A 22,498-nucleotide genomic window follows, 5' to 3' on the forward strand; every position below is an offset into this window, starting at 1 on the left:
TCGCCCGACCCACGATAGAGCTACAAGGGGAGGGGCTCCAATGTTCAACTCATATCGTCTTTCGTTGGCATGGGGACGCGGCGGGAGGCGTCGCGCGGTTACGGGTGGATGAGCTCCCAGGGCTCGACGCCCAGGCTCTCGGCAAGGCTGTCCAGCTTCTCGAGCGTGATGTTGGACGAGCCCGATTCCACCAGGTCGAGATACGGGCGGCTGATGGACGCCATCAGGCAGAACTGGCTCTTGCTCAGGTTTTGCCGGGTGCGGATGGCAGCCACGTTTTGGCCGAGGATATGTCCTGTCTTCGTCTCCATACGCTGAGTGTGCGGCGGCGTGCTGCAGCGGATGTAAACTATAGTTTACGTTCAAAGTTACTGCATACGCCGGCGCGCGTGGGCGGCAGTGGGAGGCGTGGCCGGCAGCTGCGGTGGTGGGGTGCCGAGCGGTGCGCGGGCGGGGGAGATGCGAGGGTGGTTTGTATGGATTCGTGTAGCAATCAGGGGTTTTGCATGGTGCGGGGCGGCGTGTCGGAGCCCGATCCCGTGCTGTTCCTCGATCTGGACCGGGTGGCGTGGCTTGATTGGCGCGGCGGCGAGGACGGTGCGCGCCTGGAAATCGCTTCAGACGAAGCCGCCGTGCTGGCCGAGTGCCCGGGCGTGCGGGTGGCGCTGCTCACGGCGGTTGACGGTTGCGCGGCTGAGCGCGCGTGCGACGAGGCGGGCTTTCATCCTGTCATCGTGAGCTACGCGGCGCAGGATGGGGAAGGCGAGGTGGCGGCGCTGCAGGGTCTGGACGCGCCCGCCCGGGCGGCTGCGGCCTTCGCTCTGTGGTGCCAGGAGCAGGGTATCTCGCGTAATCGCGTGGTGTTTGCCGCGGCGCATCCAGCGGCGCTCGAGGCCATGGCCATGTCGGGCGTGGCATTGGCTATGGAGGAGGCGGGCGCCGATGCATGCCGCGCCGCCGAGGTGGCGCTGGGGCCGCGCTCCGCTGATGCGCTACGCCGTGCGCTGGCGTGCGCCCAGGCGCTGCGCTAAGGGCGCCGCAGCCAGGCGAGACGGGGCGGTTTCGCCCGGTTGCTAGGCGTTGGCGATGCGGTCGTGGTTGACGGGGCGGTAGAACAGCTCGCGCACCGTCTGCGCGTCGCGGGATTGGCCGAGCGCCCACATGGTCTTGGCCACGAGCGCCTCGGTGGTCATGTCGTCGCCCTTCAGGATGCCGGGATGCTCCGCATAGGCACGACCGACCTCGTACACGCCAAGGTCGAGGCCTTCTTCGGGCACCTGCGTGGTCATCACGATGGTGCGCCCGGAATCGACCCAATCGAAGATTGCGCGCTGGTAGGTGCGCGTGGCGTCCGCGCCGTACTCGGGGATGCCGCCCATGCCGAAGGTCTCCAGGATAACGGCATCGTAGCTGGGTGCGAGCAGCTCGAAGAACGCCGGCGTGAGGCCCGGGGTGAGCTTGAGCACGCAGACCCGGTCGTCGATGCGCTCGTAGGTGGTGGGCGCGATGGGCGGGATGGCCGGGCGGGCGGCGGCGATCTCTGCCGGGGTGGGCAGGATGGCGCTGCGGATGATGCGGTCGTTACGGATATAGGCGAGCGACGGGTAGTTCACGCTGATGAACGCATTGAAGCTCATGGTGCGCTGCTTGCGGGCGCGTGTGCCGGCGATGGCCTTGCCGCCGAAGACGATCGACACGTCGTGCGAGCGGTCGCCGATGGCGTAGAGCAGGCTCTGGTAGAGGTTGAGCTTGGCGTCGGTGAACGGGTTGCCCATGGGCTGCTGGGAGCCGGTGAGCACGATGGGCTTGCGGCTGTTCTGGATGAGGTAGGACAGCGCGGCCGCCGTGTAGGACATGGTGTCGGTGCCGTGCAGGATCACGAAGCCGTCGTGATCGTCGTAGGCGTCCATGATGACGTTGCGGATGGTGAGCCAGTCGCAGGGGCGCATGTTGGTGCTGTCGATGTTCATGGGCTGCACGATGTCGAGCTCGCACAGGCCGGCGATCTGCGGCACGCTCTGGGCCAGCTCCTCGCCGGTGAGGGCGGGGGAGAGGCCGTTGTCGTCTTCTGCCGAGGCGATGGTGCCGCCGGTGGCGATGAGCAGGATGTTCTTCATAGTGCGCATGTCCGTTCCTCGCTGGTTTCTGGGCGCTATTGTACGCCAACGCCGTGGGCGGGTTGTGGAGCGCGCCCGCGGTCGGCGGTTGGGGCGGGGCGTCTAGCTGGCAACTTGTAGCCTGTGTGCATATGCGCAGCTATGTACTGCTGTTCCATGCGAAACGTGTATGATATGACGGTTATTTTCGCCTGCATAGCGTGCGACCTGCGTATTGCACGTTGGCGAGGAGCTATGAAACCCGATCCGGTAGAGAGGAGACCCATGTCTCAGAACGGATTGCATGGCGAGGCGAAGGTCCTCGTTTTTGACTTTGGCGCGCAGTACGCGCAGCTTATCGCCCGTCGCGTGCGCGACCTGCACGTGTATTCCGAGATCGTGCCGTGCGACATTTCCGCCGACGAGGTGCGCGCCATGGCGCCTGCCGCGCTCATCTTGTCCGGCGGCCCCGCGTCGGTGTACGCCGAGGACGCGCCCACGGTGGACCCGGCTATCTACGACCTGGGCCTGCCCATCCTGGGCTTCTGCTACGGCCATCAGGTGACCGCCGTGACGCTCGGCGGCGAGGTGGGCCATTCCGAGATCGGCGAGTACGGCCCGGCCACCATCGAGCGCGACCGTGAGAGCGCGCTGTTCAACGCCACACCGATCGAGCAGACCGTGTGGATGAGCCACCGTGACGCCGTGTCCACCGTGCCCCAGGGCTTCACCGTGACGGCGAGCACCTCCGTGTGCCCGGTCGCCGCCATGGAGAACGCCGAGCGCCGCATCTACACCACGCAGTTCCATCCCGAGGTGAAGCACACCGAGTACGGTCAGCAGCTGCTGAAGAACTTCCTGTTCGACATCTGCGGGCTTGAGGCCACGTGGACCATGGACAACCTGGTGGAGACCATGACGGACGAGTTCCGTGCGGCCGTGGGCGAGGACCGCGTGATTCTGGCGCTTTCCGGTGGCGTGGATTCGTCCGTGGTGGCAGCGCTGGGCGCCCGTGCCGTGGGGCGTCAGATGACCTGCGTGTTCATCAACCACGGGCTTCTCCGTAAGGGCGAAACCGAGCAGGTGGAGGAGGTCTTCACCAAGCAGTTCGACGTCGACTTCGTGCACGTGCATGCCGAGGAGCGCTATGCCGCGCTGCTGGACGGCGTGACCGATCCCGAGGAGAAGCGCCGCATCATCGGCACGCAGTTCTGGAACGAGTTCTTCGCCGTGGCCAAGGAGCTCGAGCGCGATGGGCGCCCCGTCAAGTATCTGGCCCAGGGCACCATCTACCCCGATATCATCGAGAGCGGCGCGCGCAAGACGGGCGGCAAGACGGCCACCATCAAGAGCCACCACAACCTCATCCCGTTCCCCGAGGGCGTGCACTTCGACCTCATCGAGCCGCTGGACCACTTCTTCAAGGACGAGGTGCGCGAGCTGGGCTTGGCGCTGGGCCTGCCCGAGCACATCGTGTACCGCCAGCCGTTCCCGGGTCCCGGCCTGGCGATCCGCATCATCGGCGCGGTGAGCCCCGAGAAGCTCGAGATCCTTAAAGATGCCGACGCCATCGTGCGCGAGGAGCTGGACGCCTACAACGCGCGCCTCTTCGAGAAGACCGGCGAGCGCAATAGCGAGCATTCCTGCTGGCAGTACTTCTGCGTGCTGCCCGACATCATGTCCGTGGGCGTGATGGGCGACGAGCGCACCTACGCGCGCCCCGTGATCCTGCGCGCCGTGGAGAGCAGCGACGCCATGACCGCCGACTGGGCGCGCCTGCCCTACGAGGTGCTCGCACGCATCTCCGGCCGCATCGTGGCCGAGGTCCCCGGCGTCAACCGTGTGGCGTACGATATCACCTCAAAGCCCCCGGCGACCATCGAGTGGGAGTAGATTTCTGCCTGATTTTCTCCAATAATGGACCTAACACGGCCTTATTTTCGCCAATCTGCTTGAACTGGGTGCCGTATTGGAATTGAAGGTGAAAAAAGAGGAGGGTCCTGGGTACATCGCCCAGGACCCTCCTTGTTTAGATTCGCGGCACGACCATTGCACGTGGAGGCGGCCCGAATCGAATGTGTTTTGCCCGCGCAGCCCCTAGTCGAACAAGCTCGGCATGTCGTCTTCCTTCATGAGCGCGCCGGCGCAGGGCAGGCTCTGCGCGGTGAACTTCTCCGTCGAGACGCCCGCGCCCAGCACCTCCTCGGTCGTGCTCACGGATGTGACGATGCGGCCCTTCTTGGCCGTGAATGCCTGGACGCCCTGCGTGCTGGTGGTCGTCTTGGTCTTGAGCAGCGACGTGTTGAAGTTCATCAGGCGGAAGTCGTTGGAGACCAGCGCGATGTCACGGTCCTCCTTGAGCACCTGCGCGTACAGCAGCTTGGACCCGCCGTAGATGGCGTTCTTGAGGCGCTTGCGGTTGGTCTTGGTGACGTAGCCCGCCAGCGCGACGCGCACGGCGCGGCCGTTCTCGAAGATGAACAGCACGTCGGCCTTGTAGTCCTCGGGGTCGAGGACCCAGATCACGGTCTCGTCGGGCTCCATCTCCAGGTCGGTGGGCAGGTACGAGCCAAGCTGCGCGGATTTGGTGTCCTCGAACGCCGCGACCTTGCACTTGTACACCTGGCTCATGTTGGTGAACACCAGCAGATCATGCGTGTTGGCGGACGGGAACTCGATGAACGGCTCGTCGCCGTCCTTGTATTTGAGCGCGGCGCCCTTGCGCAGCACGCGGTCCGTCATCTTCTTGAGGTAGCCCTCGCGGGAGAGCATGATGGTGACCGGATACTCCTCGACCTCGGGCTCCAGGCTCACCTCGATGACGTCGGAAGGCTCGATGCGGCCCGTGCGGCGCGGCATGACGTACTTCTTGTTGACCGCCGCCAGCTCGTCGGAAATGACCTTCTTGATGTTGTCCTCGCTCGAGAGGATCTCCTCGAGTTCGGCGATCTCGCCCTCGAGCTTCGCGATGTCCTTGGTGCGGTTGAGGATGTACTCCTCGTTGATGTTGCGCAGCTTGAGCTCGGCTACGAACTCGGCCTGGGTCTCGTCGATATCGAAGCCGCGCATCAGGTTGGGGACGACCTCGGCCTCGAGCTTGGTGCCGCGGATGATGGCGATGGCCTTGTCAATGTCGAGCAGGATGGCCTCGAGGCCGTGCAGCAGGTGCAGGCGCTCGGACTTCTTGCCCAGATCGAAGTTCACGCGGCGGCGCGTGGACTGGATGCGCCACGCGACCCACTCATGCAGGATCTGGCGCACGCCCATCACGCGCGGATAGCCGTCCACCAGCACGTTGAAGTTGCAGGAGAACGAGTCCTGCAGCGTGGTGCTGCGATAGAGCTTGGCCATGAGCTTCTCGGCGTCCACGCCGCGCTTCAGGTCGATGGCGATGCGCAGGCCGGAGAGGTCGGTCTCGTCGCGGATGTCGGCGATCTCGCGCACCTTGCCCTCTTTGGAGAGCTTGATGATGCGGTCGATGATGACGTCGGTCTTGGTGGTGTAGGGGATCTCGTAGACCTCGATGATTCGCTCTTCGGGGATCCAGCGCCAGCGCGAGCGGATCTGGAAGCTGCCCAGGCCCGTCTCGATGATTCGCTCCATCTCCTCGCGGCGGTAGATGATCTCGCCGCCGGTGGAGAAGTCGGGCATGGGCATGTATTCCAGCAGGTCGCAGTTTGGATCCTGCAGGAAGTGCATGGTGGCGGTGCAGACCTCGTTGAGGTTGAAGCCGCAGATGTCGGAGGCCATAGCCACGCCGATGCCCTTGTTGGCCGACACCAGAATGTTGGGGAACGTGGTGGGCAGCAGGCGCGGCTCCTTCATGGCGCCGTCGTAGCTGTCCACGAAGTCGACCGGGTCCTTGTCGATGTCCTTGAAGATTTCGGCGCAGATGGGGGAGAGCTTGGCCTCGGTGTAACGCGAGGCGGCGTAGCTCAGGTCGCCCGAGTAGTACTTGCCGAAGTTGCCCTTCGACTCCACGAACGGCGCCAGCAGCGCTTCGTTGCCCGTGGCGAGGCGGACCATCGTCTCGTAGATGGCGGCGTCGCCGTGCGGGTTGAGCTTCATGGTCTGGCCTACGATGTTGGCGCTCTTCTGGCGGTCGCCCTTCAGCAGGCCCATCTTGTACATGGTGTAGAGCAGCTTGCGGTGCGAGGGCTTGAAGCCGTCGATCTCGGGGAACGCGCGCGAGACGTTGGTGCTCATGGCATACGGCATGTAGTTGGTCTCGAGCGTCTCCGTGATGGGCTGCGCCGTGACCTCCGAGTGCAGGCCGATGACGTTATCGGTGTTGACCTGCTTCTTCTTGCTCTGCGTGTTGGTTTTCTTCTTAGCCACGTTGTTCCTCTTGGTGCTTCTCTTGGGGCCGTCGTGCCGTGATGCGGGCGTGTCCGCCCGATGGTGGTTGGTTGACCTTACTGCAGGTCCAGCTGGTCGAGATACTCCTTGCCGTGCTCGGCGATATGGCGCTTGCGTCCCGCCTCGTCGTTGCCTAGTAGCAGGTTGAACATGGTCTCCATCTTGGCCATGTCCTCGGGCTCCACCTTGATGAGGCGGCGCGTCTCGGGGTTCATGGTGGTGAGCCACATCATGTCCGGGTCGTTCTCACCAAGACCCTTGGAGCGGTTGATGGAGCACTTCTGGTCGCCGATCTCGGCCAGGATGCCGTTCTTCTCCAGCTCGGTGTAGGCGAAGTAGGTCTTCTCCTTGCAGTTGATCTCGTAGAGCGGCGACTCGGCGATGTAGACGTAGCCCTCGTCAATGAGCGTGGGCACCAGGCGGTAGAGCATCGTTAAGATGAGCGTGCGGATGTGGTAGCCATCGACGTCGGCGTCCGTACAGATGATGACCTTGCTCCAGTTGAGGTTGTCCAGGTCGAAGGCGCCCAGGTTCTTGATGCGCTTGTCCTTGATCTCCACGCCGCAACCCAGCACGCGCATGAGGTCCATGATGATGTCGGACTTGAAGATGCGCGGGTAATCCTCCTTCAGGCAGTTGAGGATCTTGCCGCGGACGGGCATGACGCCCTGGAACTCGGCATCGCGCGAGGTGCGGATGGCGCCCGCCGCCGAGTCGCCCTCTACGATGTAGACTTCGCGGCGCGTCTTGTCCTTGGAGCGGCAGTCGATGAACTTCTGCACGCGGTTGGCCATGTCGGTCTTCTGCTGCAGGTTGGTCTTGATGCTCTGGCGGGTCTTCTCGGCGTTCTCGCGCGAGCGCTTGTTGATGAGCACCTGCTCCAGGATCTTGTTGGCGGCGTCCTTGTTCTCGATCAGGTAGGTCGCCAGGCGCTCCTTGAAGAATGCCGTCATGGCCTGCTGGATGAAGCGGTTGTTGATGGCCTTCTTAGTCTGGTTCTCGTACGACGTCTGGGTGGAGAAGCAGTTGGTCACCAGCACCAGGCAGTCCTGGACGTCTTGCCACTTAATGGAGCTCTCGTTTTTGTTGTACTTGCCCTGCTGCTTGATGTAGGCGTCGATCGCGCTGGTCAGCGCGCTGCGGGCGGCCTTCTCGGGCGAGCCGCCGTTTTCGAGCCACGACGAGTTGTGGTAGTACTCCTGCATCTGGAAGGTGCGGGAGAAGCACAGGCACGCCGTGATCTTGACGTTGTAGTCGGGCAGGTCCTCGCGGTCGCGGCCGCGGCGATCGGCCTCGATGAAGAAGGGCTCGGTGAGGTAGTCGGCGCCTACCTTCTCGAGCACGTAGTCCTCGATGCCCTTGGGGTAGCAGAAGTCCTCTTCGGCAAACTCGCCGTCGTCGCCCTCGATGCGTAGGCGGAAGGTGACGTTGGCGTTGACCACGGCCTGGCGGCGCATGGTCTCGCGGTACCACTCGTGCGGGATGCTGATCGAGGTGAAGACCTCCAGGTCCGGGCGCCATTTGATGGTGGTGCCGGTGCGGTGCTCATCGGTGGGCTCGATTTCGAGCGCCTTCTTCTTGGCGCCCACGACCTTGCCCTTCTTGAAGTGGAGGGAGTACTTGTTGCCGTCGCGCCAGACCGTGACGTCCATGTACTCGGACGCGTACTGGGTCGCGCAGGAACCCAGGCCGTTGGTGCCGAGCGAGAAGTCGTAGTCGCCGCCGTCGTTGTTGTTGTATTTGCCGCCGGCGTAGAGCTCGCAGAAGACGAGCTCCCAGTTGAAGCGCTTCTCGGAGGGGTTCCAGTCGAGCGGGCAGCCGCGGCCGTTGTCCTCGACCTGGATGGAGCCATCGCGGAAGGCGGTGAGGGTGATCAGGTTGCCGTAGCCCTGGCGCGCCTCGTCGACGGCGTTGGACAGGATCTCGAAGGCGGCGTGCGCGCAGCCGTCGAGCCCGTCCGAGCCGAAGATGACGGCGGGGCGCAGACGTACGCGCTCCTCGTCCTTGAGCTGACGGATGCTGTCGTTGCCATAGTTTGCGGTGTTCTTTGCCATGCTCGCTCTCTCGGTGTCCCCTCTTTTGAGTCCCTATAGCTCTGTAGATGAATACCGTAGCATAGCGCACCCCGCCCGCGGCGCCGCCCGACACGAAATCCATCGAACAGAGGTTCGAGAAATTTGTAAGCGCGGGGCGTGCGACGGTTTCGCTATCCTCGCCAAACATGGCGGCAATGGCGGCGATGGCGGCGATGGCGGCCGAGGGCAGGGATTTCTATCTGTCGCGCAACGGCGTGTGGCTCGCGGGCCCGGTGGAGCCGCGGTTCCTCGAGGTGGCGACTTGGGCGGAGGGCGATCGGCGATGATCTACGTTGCGGGCGACCTACATGGATTCGTCGGCCTATCGCGGCTCAAGGATTGGAATGAGGGGCGCGGTTCGTTGTGCGTGGGTATAATCTGGCAAAAGACTGTGGCGGAGGTGCGCGATGTTCTACAACTACGCTGAGCTTGAAGATGGCACACAGGTGGCGTTTTCAAATGTCTTGGACTCGGGCGAGGTGCAGGTTTCCATCGAGCGCCCTGTCGAGTTAGTCTTTGATTCCGCCGTGTGCACGCTTCCCGCATTTGAGTGGACGGCGATCGAGGGCTTCGATGAGTCCGACATGACTCGCCTTGATTCCTTTGTCCACAACAATGCACAGCTCATCCTGCGGCTTGCGAGAGAGGCGTCGAGGGAATATGCCTAGGCTCTTCCAATTGCGATCGTTGGCGCGATTATTTCCATGGGGACATCAGGTTTTATAAGTGAAGCGGGGGATCCTCGAAGTGATGCCTTGGGCGGAGGATGATGCGAGATGATCTACGTTACGGGTGACCTGCATGGATTCGTCGGCCTATCGCGGCTCAAGGATTGGAAGGAGGGGCGCGCCGGCGACTACCTCATCGTGGCGGGCGACTTCGGCTATCCGTGGGACTTTTCGGAGGAGGAGGGCGCCGAGATCGCCTGGTTGGAGTCCAGGCCGTATAGGGTGCTCTTCGTGGACGGGAACCACGAGCGCTTCGACCATTGGACCGCGCGTCCAACGGAGCCCTGGGGCGGCGGCATGGTCCAGCGGTTGGCCGATGGCTCGCCCATCATGCGCCTCATGCGCTCCGAGGTCTACGAGATCGATGGCGCGCGCATCTTCACGCTGGGCGGCGCCGCGAGCATCGACCGGGCGTACCGCACGCCGTATGTCGACTGGTGGCCGCACGAGGTCCCGATCGAGCAGGACCTCGACCAAGCCCGCGCCAACTTGGATACCGTGGGCTGGAAGGTCGGCTACGTGATCACGCATACGTGCCCCAAGCGCCTGATGGCGCGCACCCTCCATCCGTCGCTGCCCATATCGGGCCTTCCGGACGAGTGCCTGACGAGGTTTTTGGACGAGGTGGACGCGCGCCTGGATTTCAAGCACTGGTATTACGGGCACTTCCACGGGGACAGGGACATCGACGAGCGGCATACGCTGCTGTTCGAGCGCATCGTCCCGATCGGCGCGGGCGTGGACGGCCGATCGCGGCTGGATATAAAAGGGGTTGGCTGATTTGATATACATCACCGGTGACATGCATGGAGCGGCCGAGTACGGTCGCAACCGCCTCTCCTTTCACAGCTGGCCGTTGGGTCGCGAGCTCACGCGCGACGACGTCGTGATCGTCGCCGGTGACTTCGGCTACGTATGGGACGGCGGCAACACGGACGCCTACTGGCTCAAATGGCTCGAGGATCGGCCTTGGACCACGTGCTTCGTCGACGGCAACCACGAGAACCACGGGCTGCTCGCCGCGATGCCCGAGCGAGAGTGGTGCGGTGGGCGCGTGCACGAGGTGCGCCCGCACGTGCTGCATCTCATGCGCGGGCAGGTGTTCGATATCGATGGCATCAGCGTGTTCACTATGGGCGGCGCCTCGTCGCACGATCGCGCGTGGCGGACCGAGGGCGAGAGCTGGTGGCCGGAGGAACTGCCCTCGGATGCTGAGCGCGAGGAGGCCCGCGCCAGCCTCGACAGCCGCGGCTGGAATGTTGACTACGTGATCACGCACGAGGCGCCGCTCGACATCGCGGACGACCTCTGTTGGGAATGCAACCGCCCCTTCGACGGCGGGGATGCGCACCAGGCGTTTCTCCAGGAGGTCGACGGCAGGCTCTCTTACCGCACCTGGTTCTTCGGCCATTACCATGACGACGAGTGGCGGGACGATCGCCACAGGCTCATCTACCGCGATATCGTTCCCATCGACGTTTGCCGCATCGACGAGGACCGCGAGCCGATAGGTGACGGCTCCCATGGCTGACGCGCGGCATGCGACGGCGAGCAAGATGCTCGCGTGCGCCGCGCGGCATAAGCTGGGGGAGCTTGGTATAGAGCTCGATGCGCACGGATGGGTGCAGACGGCGCTGCGGAATCTTGAGGCGACGCTTAAGCGGTGCGGGGTTCAACTGCCAGGACATCCAGCAAATGGCATTGCAAGCAAGGTGGTGTTGCTTAAAGACCCAACTCGACGATTACCCGCTTCATGATGAGCGCCCACTCGAGCTGTTGCGATATGAACCCTGGCCATGCGTTTTCGTTGCCTTTGATCTTGCATCCGTCCTTGTAGAAGCGAAGCCCCGATGCCTTCTTGGCGTCGAAGGGCGTGGCGGCAAGGCCAAGACGCTCCTCAAACAAATTGGCGTTCTCTATGGCTTTGTGGCCGATTTCCTTATCGTCGGGTACGCAGAACTCTATTCCGGTTCGACCATGCTGCGTGTCTATCAAGAGCGCAATGTGGTAAGCCGAAGTGCCGCATCGAAGCGTGGTCCAGTGGTCTTTAGAGGGCTTTTGCGGATTGAACACTTTGAGAAACTCGGGCGTCGACTGGGCGATTTCGCGATATTTGGTCCAATACGAGAGCTTGACGCGCTCGGTTTCGGAGAGACCCTCGCTGAGCTTGATGGTCTTTGTCCACTCGTTGGGCTGTTCGACTGCGCTGAAGCGCGGTGCCGGCAACGAGTCGCCGATGGACCATAGCTCAATTTCGACGAGGAAAAAGCCGAAGTTGTTATCGGTGTGCTGGTTGAGCCATTCGATAGCCTGGCGATGTTCATCGCGGGCGCACGCCACCACCCACACGATAATCTCGGCGCCCTTACCTGCGGCGTAGGTGATTACCTTTCCCAAGTGGTCGTGGTTGGTGTCCTCGAGTTGGTTTTCGATAATCGCTCTGCGCCCGGTTCCGACTTCCTGCGCATAGATATCTACATTGAACGAGCCTACGGATGATTCGGTTTCTATGAGTTCGAGCTCAATGCCGACAGCCGAGCTCAACATTGCAAGGTTTGGCTCCTCGGAGAGCCACTTGGTGAAGTCGAGCGCTTCATGAGGCCACACATCGCGGAGCTCAACTTTCTTCAATGTGTCCAGGTTGTATTCCATGAGGGCTCACTTTCGTTTTGCGCTGCCGCCTGAAGCTGTCGACAGATGCGGGCGGGCTTCCATGCCGCGAATTCCGCATTGGCTTTATTGTATACCTCGAAAGAGCTCCGCGGTGATGCTGACCATTAACGTCCGGTTGTAGCTGCAGAGCGCGCGTTTCAGACGGGATTGCAAAAGAGGCTTGCGCGCTCAATGAGGTTGCTGCCACGATTCGGCGTTTTGCCCATGCTGGTTTGGTTTTGCCAAGGCCGAACGGGACCGTCTTTTCGCTGGGCACCTCGATATCCCGTTTGACGATGGCCTTGCCCTGCTCCAGTTGAAAGATCCGCTCGACCATGCAGCTGTGCATCTCGGCATGTTTCGTGAGTTCATCGACCTTTGTCTTCATGATGGAGTGGGATCGAGAGTTCGATGTGAGCACGCCAAGCGGGGTTAGAGGTTCCTCAATAGTCGTAGCGTTGATTGATCCCATGTTCCCTCCGATCCAAAGATAGGCGGCTCTTCCTTCAAGGCGAGTGTCCACCAGGGTCAGAAGAATGCTCATTCAACTGGGAAAAGAGTGTATTGTCACTTCATGCAACTCCTTGCAGAGATAGGGCTTGGAGCTTGTCAGATGCGCTGGATATGGCGTACTAGGCTATCACGGTGGATAATAGGGAGCTGAAGAAGGAGGGAGGCGGAACATGGCTTTGATTTCTTGCCCTGAGTGCGGGGCACGAATTTCTGAGGCGGCAGTATCCTGCCCCAACTGCGGCTTCACTGCAAGCTCGTCTGACGTGCTCGTACCTCTTGGGACCCTGCCGCCCGTGCATGCGTCAGCAACGATGCCCATGCCCGACTGGGCGATATTTGACGACGGCTCAGATCTCGTTCCGACAGACACGAAGACGAAGATAGCCAAACTCTTCAAGAACGCTGAAGAGGTTGCCAGGCTTGTCCCGGGGATATACGACGCCATTACGAAAGCGATGGAGGAAAGGGGGACGGTTTGGGCGGCGACGTTCAGTGCCGCAGCGGAAAAGATGATGAAAGAAGGGGAGCTGGTTCTCGGCATTGAGAGGAAGACCGGAGCATTTCTACCGCAGCTCAGAGACGTTAACACAGGGGAAATCTACGAGAACGCACGCCTTAGAGCGGAACAGCTCCCAAATGACGCCGCCGCGTCCCTTGCGTCTTTGCAAACGCAGTTGATGGTTGCCGACCTCATGAGAGAAATAAAAAGCATCGCCGTATCGGTCGAGCAGCTAAGGCTTGAGAGCAGGGGCGACCGAATGGCGCGCGCCGAAAGTGTCTGGTTGCGGCTCGAGCAGGCAATGGCAATAGAGGACTGCCGCCTGAGAGGGCAGGCTCTTTTGGCAATCGCGCAGGATGCCACAGAGCAAAGATGCATCTTCCAGAAGAATTTCTCGATACAACTTAAGCTCGCTTCAGGAAAGGCGGGCAGCTCAAAGAGTAGAGCGGAAGCCGCTCGCGACGCACTCGTGAACCTGTCGGTGATCACATTAATGGCGCGCTCGGAATACGCTGCCAATCAACTGCTTGGCCTCGAGGGACCAGCAAGGGTAGCGGTTGCTCAGCTCAGCGGCTTCATTACGGATAACCGCCTAAACGAGCGCGATACGTTGCTGAGCATCAATAGCCGCTCAAACGAAAACCTGGAATCGTTGATAAACGGGTTCTCGGGGGTATCAAGGAATATCGTTGCACTGGAAGCCAGCCAGCAGGATGGGCGGCGGCTCATCGATGGAGAGGATTGAGATGGGAATGAAAAACGACTCTCAGAATAAGAGCGAGTTGAAGAAGTGTATTGTTCCCGGATGCGAGAAGACGCTCCCGTCAGACGCTGTTCTACCGGTTTGCGCTTATCATCTCGACGAAGCGAAGGATAAGGGGCTGAAAATCGGTAGTGGAGTATTGACCATTGCAAGTGGAGTGGTCATGTTCTTTAAAAAGGATGGCATGAAGCACGTTGGGGAAGCGCTGGGAAAAGCGAAGCGACACCTCCGTTAAGCAGCTCGCGGCGGGCGCCGCAAGGCCCTGCTTCACGTGTAGTTCACATGGAGGAGTTACCCCAAGCTTGCCCCCGCGGCGCACACGGCTTCTCGCTACATGGGCCGCAGGGGCGTCTGCATCCTATTCCGCCGTTAGATATCCTAGCTCCCTGTCCTTGTTGATCCTCATGTGCGCGTAGGGCGCGCCGAGCCGTTGTGCGTGTGCTGTATCTCGCCCACGCCGCGCAGGTTGTTCATTCTTTCGGTTGAGACGATCGTGTTCATGCCATAGAACCGTTAGTTCGTGTGTGCCTGCGCGAAGCGGGTCACGCCACTTTCGATGGTCGTGCGGTCGAATGGACGCCCCGATTTTCGGCGATGCCTTTCTGCTGTGCATTAAGAGGATGCGCTTCAGTGCTCGCCGGTTCATCCTTGTGGCTGGTGTCTAGAATCTCTCGACACGCCGACTGTGTTCAAATGATTGAGGCGATCTTAGCTGTGGTACAGTATAGGCAGTGAACCCGCCATGCCTATCTCTCGGCGCTCGTCGAGATGATGCAAACTTTGGCGGGTGTTTCTATTTTTAGGGGTCACATGGAGTACCAAAAGCCATGGCTTTCATATGAGAAGCAGGCGGACCGCCTCGAGGGGCGCGGCCTCGTGTGCGATCGAGATGGCCTCATCGCGCATCTTGCCGATGTCGGCTACTATCGCTTGAGCGGCTATTGGTACATTTTCAAGCAGGATCTTGAAGGTGAAGATGAGCCGTTCATTCCGGGAACTTCCTTTGAGAAGATTTGGGATCTCTACACGTTCGATCGCCAGCTCAGGCTCATCGTGCTCGATGCCATCGAACGCGTGGAAGTCTATATGCGCACCCAGCTCGCCTACAGGCTTGCTGAGGCGACGGGCCCCTTCGGCTACTTGGACCGCTCCACGCTCCCGAATATGGACCAGCGCAGGTACGGGCAATTCATGTCCAGGTGCTTTTCGGCATATGATCGGTCGAAAACTCTGTTTGTGGAGCACTTCAAGAATAAATACGGTGAGTCACACGGCCTTCCTCCTTATTGGATGCTTGCTAACATCATGGACTTCGGTATGATGCTCACTCTTTTCAAGGGGGCTCCTAACGACGTGAAAAAGGGCATAGCCAATGAAGTGGGAGTGCCGGTGGAGGTGTATGAGTCGTGGTTGCTTATGCTGAATACCGCTCGCAATGTCTGCGCGCATCACGATCGCCTATGGAACAGGCGTCTTGGTAACAGGCCGAAGATTCCCCGCGGGCACAGGCATCCCGATTGGCATCGACCCTACAAGGTGAACAACAGCACAACGTTTACGCTGCTGACCATCCTTAGCTACCTGCTTGTGCGCATCGCGCCGAGCACGTCGTGGCATGACAAGGTGTTGCAGCTTTTGCAAAGCAGGGATGAAGAAGACTTGCGTCGCATGGGCTTTGAAGAGGGTTGGAAGTCCTGCCCGATGTGGGCAAGGTGGCTTTAGGCTTTTGCATTGCGAACCCTTGTCGATGGCGCTCTAAGCCAGGTACTAGATGCGGATGAGCGGGAGGATCCTGCTGATCTTGTCGTCGGTCTTGTCGTAGGTCTCGAGGTGATGGTGAATAAAGGAGCCGAGGTCGTGCGGGCATTCTAGCACATTGGCGCGATTGGCCTCGTAGCAGGCTTCCTTGGTGAAGCTCTGGTGGAGGCGTAGGGACCACGATCACCCGCGGGTAGCCCGCTGATGAGCGAGCATGCCGCGGGCACGCCAATGGCCTCCTTGCGATGCTTGATTTCCGCTACGATGCGAGACGACTCGAGCTCCGGTGCGTCGTCTCCGTTCACGACCGCATATCGCTCGTTCTTGAATCCGGAGAATCGGGGATGTGGATTGAGCGGGGTTCGCCTCATTCGCGAACAGAAGCGTGCTCACCCTTGAGTCGGAAGTGGAGGGGCGGGAGGCGCTCCTTCTGCCCTCAGACTGTCTTCGTCCTTACCGATGAAGGTCTGGTAGCTTCCTTTGACGATGAGGGTCCGTCCGCTATCGTCGTCGTTCTCAACAGACGCAGCCCCTTTTGCCACGAAGCGAATCCTTGCGGAAACGTTGATTCCGAACAATGACCCAGACCAGTCAAAGTCCGCCACAATTATGACGGTTTCGTGGCTATTGAGAAAGTTTATGAAGTCGGGGTTCGTCTCGCTGAGTCTGAAGGTGGCCGTGCCGTCAATCTCGGTCCCCGCGGTCCGCATCTTCCCATCAAGACGCATGACGGAGACAAAGAACTTCTCGTCTTTTAGGGTGTCATCAATCGTGGGGTCTACGTCAAAGAAGCGACAGACCCTGCTTATTGCCTCTATGTATGCGAGCTGATGACCCCAAATACCTTTGTCATTAAGGTCGGCAAGGAAGATGGTGGAGGAGTCGCCCACATCCCCGTCAACGTCTGAGACGCCAAGTTTTCTGGTTTGGGAAAGAAACGATAGGAAACGTGCGCCCTTGAGAGCCACGCTTACCCTGTTGCCGATAAATCGCGGTGTGATGTTAACGGTTCCGGCTTCAGTGATGCTATCTTCATGCGTCGCAAGAGACGTACTAATCTTGAATACGACGGGCGCATTTTTCTGTTTCGAGTTCGATCTGACGATGCGCTCTGTCCCCTCGCTTACTGTCTGAAGCTCGATGAAAAGAGTCTGGCTGCCACCTTGCTCGTCGAAAGCGTAGAACCGTATCTGAGAGAGGCATGGCTTAACGAAAGGTACTATCTTCAGCGATTGAAGCTCCCCCTTGCTTACGCCGGGGCAAGGGAGATCGGAGTCATCAATGTCCACGTCATCACCAGATAGTTCTATGGGTGTTCCCAGGCGCATAAGTTTGCTATATGCCTCCGCACCCTTCTTCGTTTTTAATCGCACGGTGAAAGTGGGCGGTGAATCGATGTAGTCCGGATGAAGAGAGTATGCGGTCGCAGTAGATTTTCCATCGGTGGTAACAGTGGCGATAAACCGCTCGTCCACTATAGACTCGTTATAGATCCTCACGCCCTCAGATGCCCTATTAAGGGGGTCCATGCTGCTTAGTGCGAGAACTTTACTGAGAGTCTCCGTTCCATCGTCGTAGTACATTCTCCGCACGGAGGGGTGTTTGATGAGCTTTGACTTCACATCCCCCTCGCTGAAAACCTCGATATTAATCTCGGGATGTCCTGCGATGAGAACGTCCAGAGCGCGTTGTGCTTCCGGAGTTGGTTCAGCAGAACTAACGAGAATCCACTTGCTCAGTCCAGGTCGTTTTTCGAGGGCCGTACTAAGGGAGTTCCCAATTTGCCCGATTTGGCCTTTACCGAATCCTCCAGGAAAGAACTTAAATTGAAAGACGATGCGGGGGTCATCGAAAGTGCCAACATAGGCGTCGATGCCCTCGTCACCGCCACTCCCATTGACGCGGTGAAGTCCAACATACTCCTCTTTGAATAAGAGGTAACAGAGCTCTTCCCATCGAGTATTGTCAAGTGAGCGAAAGTACTTGTCATCTTTGAGTGCCGTCAACAGGCGAACCTCCTTATCCTAAAACTCCGCTGCCGAACTCCGTCAGTGCGAGCGAGTTCGCCATGTCGAGCTTCTGGCTCTCGAACACCGTCATGTAGCGGAACTCGTGTTCTGCCATATCCGTGCGGCGGGTGCCGGGCCTGAGCTTCGCCTCGGGGTCCTCGCCGATGAGGCGGCTGTCCTTGGCCTCGATGCCCAGCACCACGCCGTTGGCCATCTGGGCGAGGAGGTCGGGGTAGTGGTTGATGAACCCGTTGATGCAGAGCTCGCCCTCGCGGCGTTCGACAACACGGTGCCACCACCTGATACGGCTGCTGTTCGAGAGCAGGCCGGCCATCTTGAACTCGATGCCGTCCAAACCACCCTCCTCGGCTTCGTAGTTGTGTTCGGCCTCGCTGTCCTGAACGAGTCGGGCAGCTCGTAGGAGGGCTTGCGATAGGCCCATAGATAGATAGCTCTCAGCGCGAGCACGACCGCTGTCTAAGTGGTTTCATGTGAGCAGAGTTTGAAACGAGTGTGGCTATGAGCTCGCTCGTTTTCTATACGCGTGGCCCCCCTTAATGGCCTTACTATGATTATAGCCTGTATAAAGAGATGTCAATTTGAATGGAGTGCGCGATTGGAATTCAGCACCTCACACTGGCATGCGCTACTTCAGGGATTGGTTGGTTTTTCTTGTTGAATGAGATAATGTTGCCAATGGGGGTTGTCCGTGACGAATGTGGTGAATAGGAGCATCAAATGGGTAATGTACGGGTGATAGAGGCCTCAGATCTCGTTGATAGTATTTCTTTCTACGCCGTATGGAGAAAGATAAACGAACTATACCAGGAAGATCCAGTGCATGCCGTTCGGAGCCAGGAGCTTATCAAGACCTTGCATCATAAATTGGCAATCGACCTGTATAAGCATCTTTCCATCAAAGCGAAGAACGAGGGAATTAGGGTAATAGAAGAGGCACCTATATACGGTTCGTATAAGCGAAAGAATGTCGATATTGCAGTTGTCGATCCCAATAACGGGCCGCTGATTACCGTCGGCGTAAGAAGCCAGATGAGCTCTGTCGGGAAAAATGTTCTAACCTATTACCAGGACATTATCGGAGAATGCATCAGCCTGCAAGAGCGCTTCCCGATGACAGCTATGGGATATGTTTACCTTCATCCTCTGCACTTTATGGATAAGGATAAAGAGCAGAGGACCGATGTGGAGCGGTACGCCCAGCTTTATTCTTCTATTGCGGATCGTGATGACCGGCTTTACAAGAACCAGCTGGGCGTTTATGACCAGTTTGCCTATGCTGTCGTAGATTTCAACAGCGATGCCCCGATGCTTCGTGACGATATCGTCCAGTCGCGTGTTGCCGACATAGACCTATCTATAACAACCTTCGTCGATCGGCTTGTTCAGACTTTCGTCAATAGAAATATCTGGCTTGACGACCTCTTTGTGGTGAATAACGGCTAGTGTTTTCTCCATGCAATTAACTCTTCGGTTGCCTTTTGTACGGCACGGATAAAATCTGCGCCGTATTGGTTTTCTATTGCATGGTTATAGGTGCAGTAAGCTTCATCAATGTTTCCCGCAAGAATCCGCTCGTTTATCTTGATATCTAAGCCTGGGTCGTAGTGCGAAGATGCAAGTTTTACTACTCGATTTGCCTCTCTTGGAACCGCGACGAGCATTCCTCCACCGAGAGAATGCACCTGCATTTCGATACTCAATCTCGTCACCGAGGAATACCAGGTAGAGCAGAAAGATCTTGGATTAATCCCATTGGAGCAGTACGCCCCCAACAGGCTATTGCTAATTGCCCATGCTCCGTCATTCAACAGCATTTTGGGCGTATCCCCAAACACCGTTAGTATTCCGTCAGGCCTGTCAATTCCCGGAACAATCCACCACGGCTTGCGTGTCCTGCATTTATATCCAGTGTCCACCTTCAGTGCTTCTCCGAAATGAATATATTGCCTATCGACTTCTGACGGTTCAGAATTTGGTAACCATAGCTTTCCTGGAGAGTCGTATTGAGATGTGCTGTAGCCAACTCCCGTTAGCTGACGTGAGCTCACAACTGTGTCAACCAGGGACGTGTGGGGAATAGAGAATTCTTCAATCTGCTCGGTCGTTGGATGGAAGAACTTCTTATTTCCACTAACATAGCCAATATGGAAACTCGCTTCTCTGCAGGAAGGAGTCAATATCGAGCTGCCTTCTAAGACCGCAAGAACCGAATTGTCAATCAGGGCGCGTTGAAAGGGCCTTCGGTCATTCAGTATGTCATCAAGCGAGACAACTGTGCGCCTCTCGGATTTTCCATTGAGGTAATGGTCGATGCGATCGAAGCAAGAAAAACAGATCTGGTCTGTACTTTTGCCTTTTTGTTTGGCAACGAGCAAAACTACATCTTGCATGATGGATTTAAAAATGCGCTCTTTTACACGGATTAGCCGAATTGATCCAAAATGAGTCGCAAGGTATTCCCAGGCAGATTTTGCATATCTCAGATACGTGAAATCTTGGGGTAAAACAAATGCGAGGCCGCCAGAGTTTTTGACATGCTCACCGGCTTTCACTAGAAATGGTAGCCACAGCGACGACTCTTCTCCAATAGGTGAACCAAGTCTTTTATTTGTCTGTTCAATTACCTTAACGGCATCATTTGGGCTAAGAGTGCGGATTCGGACAAATGGGGGGTTACCAACTACTGCGTCGAACTTTTTATCCAGATCGAAATCGAAGAAGCTTCCATGGAAGAGCATGCTGCTAGATAATAACTCCGTGGAAAGGGCAGATTCACATGCAGAGGGATCAATCTCACACCCGCAAATCTTATCGACGCTTATGCGTTCCCTTTTTAATGCCTTTAGAAAAGCCCCATCACCGAATGAGGGCTCAAGAACACTTGAATCTCGACTTAACGATAGTTCTCTAACCAGGCATGCGGCCACATCGTCAGGGGTGTAAAAAGCTCCGAGGGAGTTTCTGGTCGACGACATAACTGATATGTGAGACCCACCATCTTTCCTTTCGCTTCCGACGAGCTCGACAGAGATTCCAAGCTGCTCGTTAGCAGTTGCGATATCGCCGAAAGTCAAGATGACTTCGCCTCTTAAAACCCTACTGAGGTGCTGATAATTCTGATTGGTTTCTGAACAATAACGCTGGGTGGACCCATATCTGCTCTTGATGGCTTTGCGCGCTGCGATAGAAAACCTATGTTGAGCGTCTGCCGTTGCAAGTTGCGCGGAAGTAAGGGAGGACTTCCATGCGCAGGAGGTCTCTTTTCCAAAGTCCCTAGGATTGACCATACAATTTTTTGGCGCCGTCTCTGTCATCTCGACTCCAATGCTCAAGATTAATATCAAAATATGAATAATTATACTTGAGCAAACAATATGACTGAGCGAAAGATCGGAGTGCGAACGAAAACCGCAATTTGCTGGGTAGTGTCCCGAAAGTTGGTGCAGGGCTCGGTTCTCGGGGGGTGGCCGCAGGCTGCCCGAGGAACCGAGAATCGCCTAGAACGCCGTCATTCTAGCGCATGCTACGCCGCCTTCCTGCCGGGAATCGGTTTGTCGGCCACCACGAGCGCGATGACCCTGGCCGCGTGCTCGGCCGCGGTGCCCTCGTAGGCGTGCGCTGGCTCGTTGACCTTGGCGCCCTCGACGGCCCTGCCGATCGAGTCGTCGCCGAACCAGCGGCGGCCCGCCCAGTCCTCGTCCATCTCCGAGAACACGGCGCCCATCATCCTGATGGGCGACTTCCTGCTGGGGAAGACCTGCACGACGCGGCTGCGGCGCTTGAGCTCGCGGTTGGCGCGCTCCCGCACGTTGTTGGCGCGCAGCCTGATGTGGTGCTCGTAGGGGAAGTCCGGGTGGGCCGGGGCGTCGGCCTCGGTCTCTTCCAGCACCTCGGCCGCCTTGGGGCAGAAGCCCCCTATCTGGGCGGTGGCGAGTTGGCAGGGCTCCTTCACGAGCTCGGGGTCGCGCTCGGCGAACACGGCCTTCAGGATGCCCGGCACGGCGCCCTTTTCCGTCTGACCGGCGCGCTGCCGGCGGCGCTGCGCATCAGATGCACGATGCGGCGCTGCCGCGCGGCGCCCGGGAAGACCTCCCGGATCGCGCGCCTGAGGCCCTCGCGGGCGTCGTTGGCGACGCAGGTCGCGCCCTCGACCCCGCGTGCGCGCGGCGACAGCGGGAACGACTTCCGGCCGTCGCAGGGCTCGGCGTCGATGGCGTCGAGCCCCGGAAGGCGCCTGTATCCGCCCGGGCCGGCGCCGATGGCGGTTGCCAGCGCGGCCGACCGCACGCGGCCCGCGTCCCTGCACTTGATGTGGGTTGCGCCGAGCCAGATGCAGGGGCAGGTGACGTCTGACAGGTCGCGTTTCTGCAGGTCGGCGACCGACTCGTCCGGCGACGAGCATATCCTCGGCACCTGGCTGGCGCCCATGCGGTCTATGCCCATGGTCCGCGCCGCGCGCTTCGCCTTCCCGGTGGACACGCCGTTGGTCGTCATCTCGGACGCCGCGGCGATGACCGCGCGGCCCGCGCGCGGGTACCGCTCGATGAGGTCCTCGGGGAAGCAGCTCCCGGCGCGCAGCTTCGGGATCCCGAGGCTGATGGCGCTGACGCTGGTGACGAGCTTGCGCTCGCGGTAGCCGTTGCGCCGGTTGCCGCTCTCGCACGCCTCGTCGGCGCGGGCGTCCATGATCTCGTTGACGAGCGACTCGGCCACCACCCTTATGAGCTCGGCCATGTTCACCATGCCGGCGTCGAATCTCGGCATCAGGGCGCCGTCGCCCGCGATCTCGTGCATCTTGTCCATATGCGGTTATTGCCTTTCCACGAATCCTAACTTCAGCAATTAAGATTCCAGGCGATAACCGCTTCCTGCTTTCTACGGTTAGGGAGGCGGCCCCTTACACCAACATTCGGCACGCGATCGCCTGCTGACCCGCGCCCAGCGCCTGCAAGGACGTGCCATCATTCTCATCGTCCATAAGGGACCGCCCTTCGAGTTCGGGCGGGCGATACAGAAAAGCGCCTG

Annotated in this window: 20 protein-coding genes; 9 read left to right on the top strand and 11 right to left on the bottom strand. The window is 59.2% G+C overall.

Annotation, left to right across the window (positions count from 1 at the left end; translation table 11 throughout):
- Positions 1-98: 98 nt before the first annotated feature.
- Positions 99-275 (bottom strand): helix-turn-helix domain-containing protein, encoded by a 177-nt coding sequence (locus E4J93_RS05775; RefSeq protein WP_255431935.1) that lies wholly within the window; start codon positions 273-275, stop codon positions 99-101.
- 201 nt (positions 276-476) lie between these two features.
- Here E4J93_RS05775 and E4J93_RS05780 point away from each other — a divergent pair, with 201 nt between their 5' ends.
- Entirely contained in the window at positions 477-1,031 is a 555-nt protein-coding gene (locus tag E4J93_RS05780) for a hypothetical protein (protein ID WP_147588523.1), read from the top strand.
- A gap of 42 nt (positions 1,032-1,073) precedes the next feature.
- On the opposite strand, the gene E4J93_RS05785 is transcribed toward E4J93_RS05780, so the two are convergent.
- Complete coding sequence (locus E4J93_RS05785; RefSeq protein WP_147588618.1) at positions 1,074-2,117, bottom strand: asparaginase; 1,044 nt, start codon at positions 2,115-2,117, stop codon at positions 1,074-1,076.
- Positions 2,118-2,381: 264 nt separating this feature from the next.
- Here E4J93_RS05785 and guaA point away from each other — a divergent pair, with 264 nt between their 5' ends.
- Positions 2,382-3,989 carry a glutamine-hydrolyzing GMP synthase gene (guaA, locus tag E4J93_RS05790; RefSeq protein ID WP_147588524.1) on the top strand — a complete coding sequence of 536 codons (1,608 nt, stop codon included), beginning with the start codon at positions 2,382-2,384 and terminating at the stop codon, positions 3,987-3,989.
- A 204-nt stretch (positions 3,990-4,193) separates the two neighbouring features.
- Here the strand turns inward: guaA and E4J93_RS05795 are convergent, their stop codons facing one another.
- Positions 4,194-6,434 carry a DNA gyrase subunit A gene (locus E4J93_RS05795; protein ID WP_147588525.1) on the bottom strand — a complete coding sequence of 747 codons (2,241 nt, stop codon included), beginning with the start codon at positions 6,432-6,434 and terminating at the stop codon, positions 4,194-4,196.
- A 77-nt stretch (positions 6,435-6,511) separates the two neighbouring features.
- Entirely contained in the window at positions 6,512-8,509 is a 1,998-nt protein-coding gene (locus E4J93_RS05800) for a type IIA DNA topoisomerase subunit B (protein WP_147588526.1), read from the bottom strand.
- A 428-nt stretch (positions 8,510-8,937) separates the two neighbouring features.
- Here E4J93_RS05800 and E4J93_RS05805 point away from each other — a divergent pair, with 428 nt between their 5' ends.
- The 3 genes from E4J93_RS05805 to E4J93_RS05815 all read left to right on the top strand — a co-directional run bounded on the left by E4J93_RS05805 (position 8,938) and on the right by E4J93_RS05815 (position 10,789).
- On the top strand, positions 8,938-9,198 hold the full coding sequence (locus E4J93_RS05805; RefSeq protein ID WP_147588527.1) for a hypothetical protein: 261 nt from the start codon (positions 8,938-8,940) through the stop codon (positions 9,196-9,198).
- 108 nt (positions 9,199-9,306) lie between these two features.
- Positions 9,307-10,038, top strand: a complete 732-nt coding sequence (locus E4J93_RS05810; protein WP_147588528.1) for a metallophosphoesterase — start codon at positions 9,307-9,309, stop codon at positions 10,036-10,038.
- Between the two features lies 1 nt (position 10,039).
- Positions 10,040-10,789: a metallophosphoesterase gene (locus E4J93_RS05815; RefSeq protein ID WP_187231624.1), complete on the top strand. Its 750-nt coding sequence runs from the start codon at positions 10,040-10,042 to the stop codon at positions 10,787-10,789.
- Between the two features lie 191 nt (positions 10,790-10,980).
- Here the strand turns inward: E4J93_RS05815 and E4J93_RS05820 are convergent, their stop codons facing one another.
- Positions 10,981-11,910, bottom strand: coding sequence for a DUF4268 domain-containing protein (locus tag E4J93_RS05820; RefSeq protein WP_147588530.1), 930 nt, complete (start codon positions 11,908-11,910; stop codon positions 10,981-10,983).
- Positions 11,876-12,382: a hypothetical protein gene (locus tag E4J93_RS05825; RefSeq protein ID WP_222705692.1), complete on the bottom strand. Its 507-nt coding sequence runs from the start codon at positions 12,380-12,382 to the stop codon at positions 11,876-11,878. The genes E4J93_RS05820 and E4J93_RS05825 overlap by 35 nt, the downstream gene beginning before the upstream one ends.
- Positions 12,383-12,593: 211 nt before the next feature.
- Between E4J93_RS05825 and E4J93_RS05830 the strand changes: the two genes are divergently transcribed.
- The 3 genes from E4J93_RS05830 to E4J93_RS05840 all read left to right on the top strand — a co-directional run bounded on the left by E4J93_RS05830 (position 12,594) and on the right by E4J93_RS05840 (position 15,407).
- Positions 12,594-13,667: a zinc ribbon domain-containing protein gene (locus tag E4J93_RS05830; protein ID WP_147588532.1), complete on the top strand. Its 1,074-nt coding sequence runs from the start codon at positions 12,594-12,596 to the stop codon at positions 13,665-13,667.
- A gap of 1 nt (position 13,668) precedes the next feature.
- Positions 13,669-13,920 carry a hypothetical protein gene (locus tag E4J93_RS05835; protein ID WP_147588533.1) on the top strand — a complete coding sequence of 84 codons (252 nt, stop codon included), beginning with the start codon at positions 13,669-13,671 and terminating at the stop codon, positions 13,918-13,920.
- A gap of 575 nt (positions 13,921-14,495) precedes the next feature.
- Positions 14,496-15,407, top strand: coding sequence for an Abi family protein (locus tag E4J93_RS05840; protein ID WP_187231625.1), 912 nt, complete (start codon positions 14,496-14,498; stop codon positions 15,405-15,407).
- Positions 15,408-15,832: 425 nt separating this feature from the next.
- On the opposite strand, the gene E4J93_RS05845 is transcribed toward E4J93_RS05840, so the two are convergent.
- Together E4J93_RS05845 and E4J93_RS05850 are read right to left on the bottom strand one after the other, a co-directional pair.
- Positions 15,833-17,449, bottom strand: coding sequence for a restriction endonuclease (locus E4J93_RS05845; RefSeq protein ID WP_147588535.1), 1,617 nt, complete (start codon positions 17,447-17,449; stop codon positions 15,833-15,835).
- A gap of 13 nt (positions 17,450-17,462) precedes the next feature.
- A complete protein-coding gene (locus E4J93_RS05850; RefSeq protein ID WP_222705693.1) occupies positions 17,463-17,807 on the bottom strand; it encodes a hypothetical protein in 345 nt (114 codons plus the stop codon).
- Between the two features lie 383 nt (positions 17,808-18,190).
- Between E4J93_RS05850 and E4J93_RS05855 the strand changes: the two genes are divergently transcribed.
- Positions 18,191-18,916, top strand: coding sequence for a hypothetical protein (locus E4J93_RS05855; protein ID WP_147588537.1), 726 nt, complete (start codon positions 18,191-18,193; stop codon positions 18,914-18,916).
- Here the strand turns inward: E4J93_RS05855 and E4J93_RS05860 are convergent.
- From E4J93_RS05860 to E4J93_RS08165, 3 genes are all read right to left on the bottom strand, one after another.
- Entirely contained in the window at positions 18,913-20,787 is a 1,875-nt protein-coding gene (locus E4J93_RS05860; RefSeq protein WP_147588538.1) for an N-6 DNA methylase, read from the bottom strand. The two genes, E4J93_RS05855 and E4J93_RS05860, sit on opposite strands and share 4 nt — an antisense overlap.
- Before the next feature lie 209 nt (positions 20,788-20,996).
- Positions 20,997-21,473 carry a transposase gene (locus E4J93_RS08160; protein WP_222705694.1) on the bottom strand — a complete coding sequence of 159 codons (477 nt, stop codon included), beginning with the start codon at positions 21,471-21,473 and terminating at the stop codon, positions 20,997-20,999.
- Entirely contained in the window at positions 21,458-22,276 is an 819-nt protein-coding gene (locus E4J93_RS08165) for a transposase (protein ID WP_222705695.1), read from the bottom strand. The genes E4J93_RS08160 and E4J93_RS08165 overlap by 16 nt, the downstream gene beginning before the upstream one ends.
- Between the last annotated feature and the right edge of the window lie 222 nt (positions 22,277-22,498).

This window comes from Collinsella sp. BA40, from assembly GCF_008014645.1.
GTDB lineage: Bacteria > Actinomycetota > Coriobacteriia > Coriobacteriales > Coriobacteriaceae > Collinsella.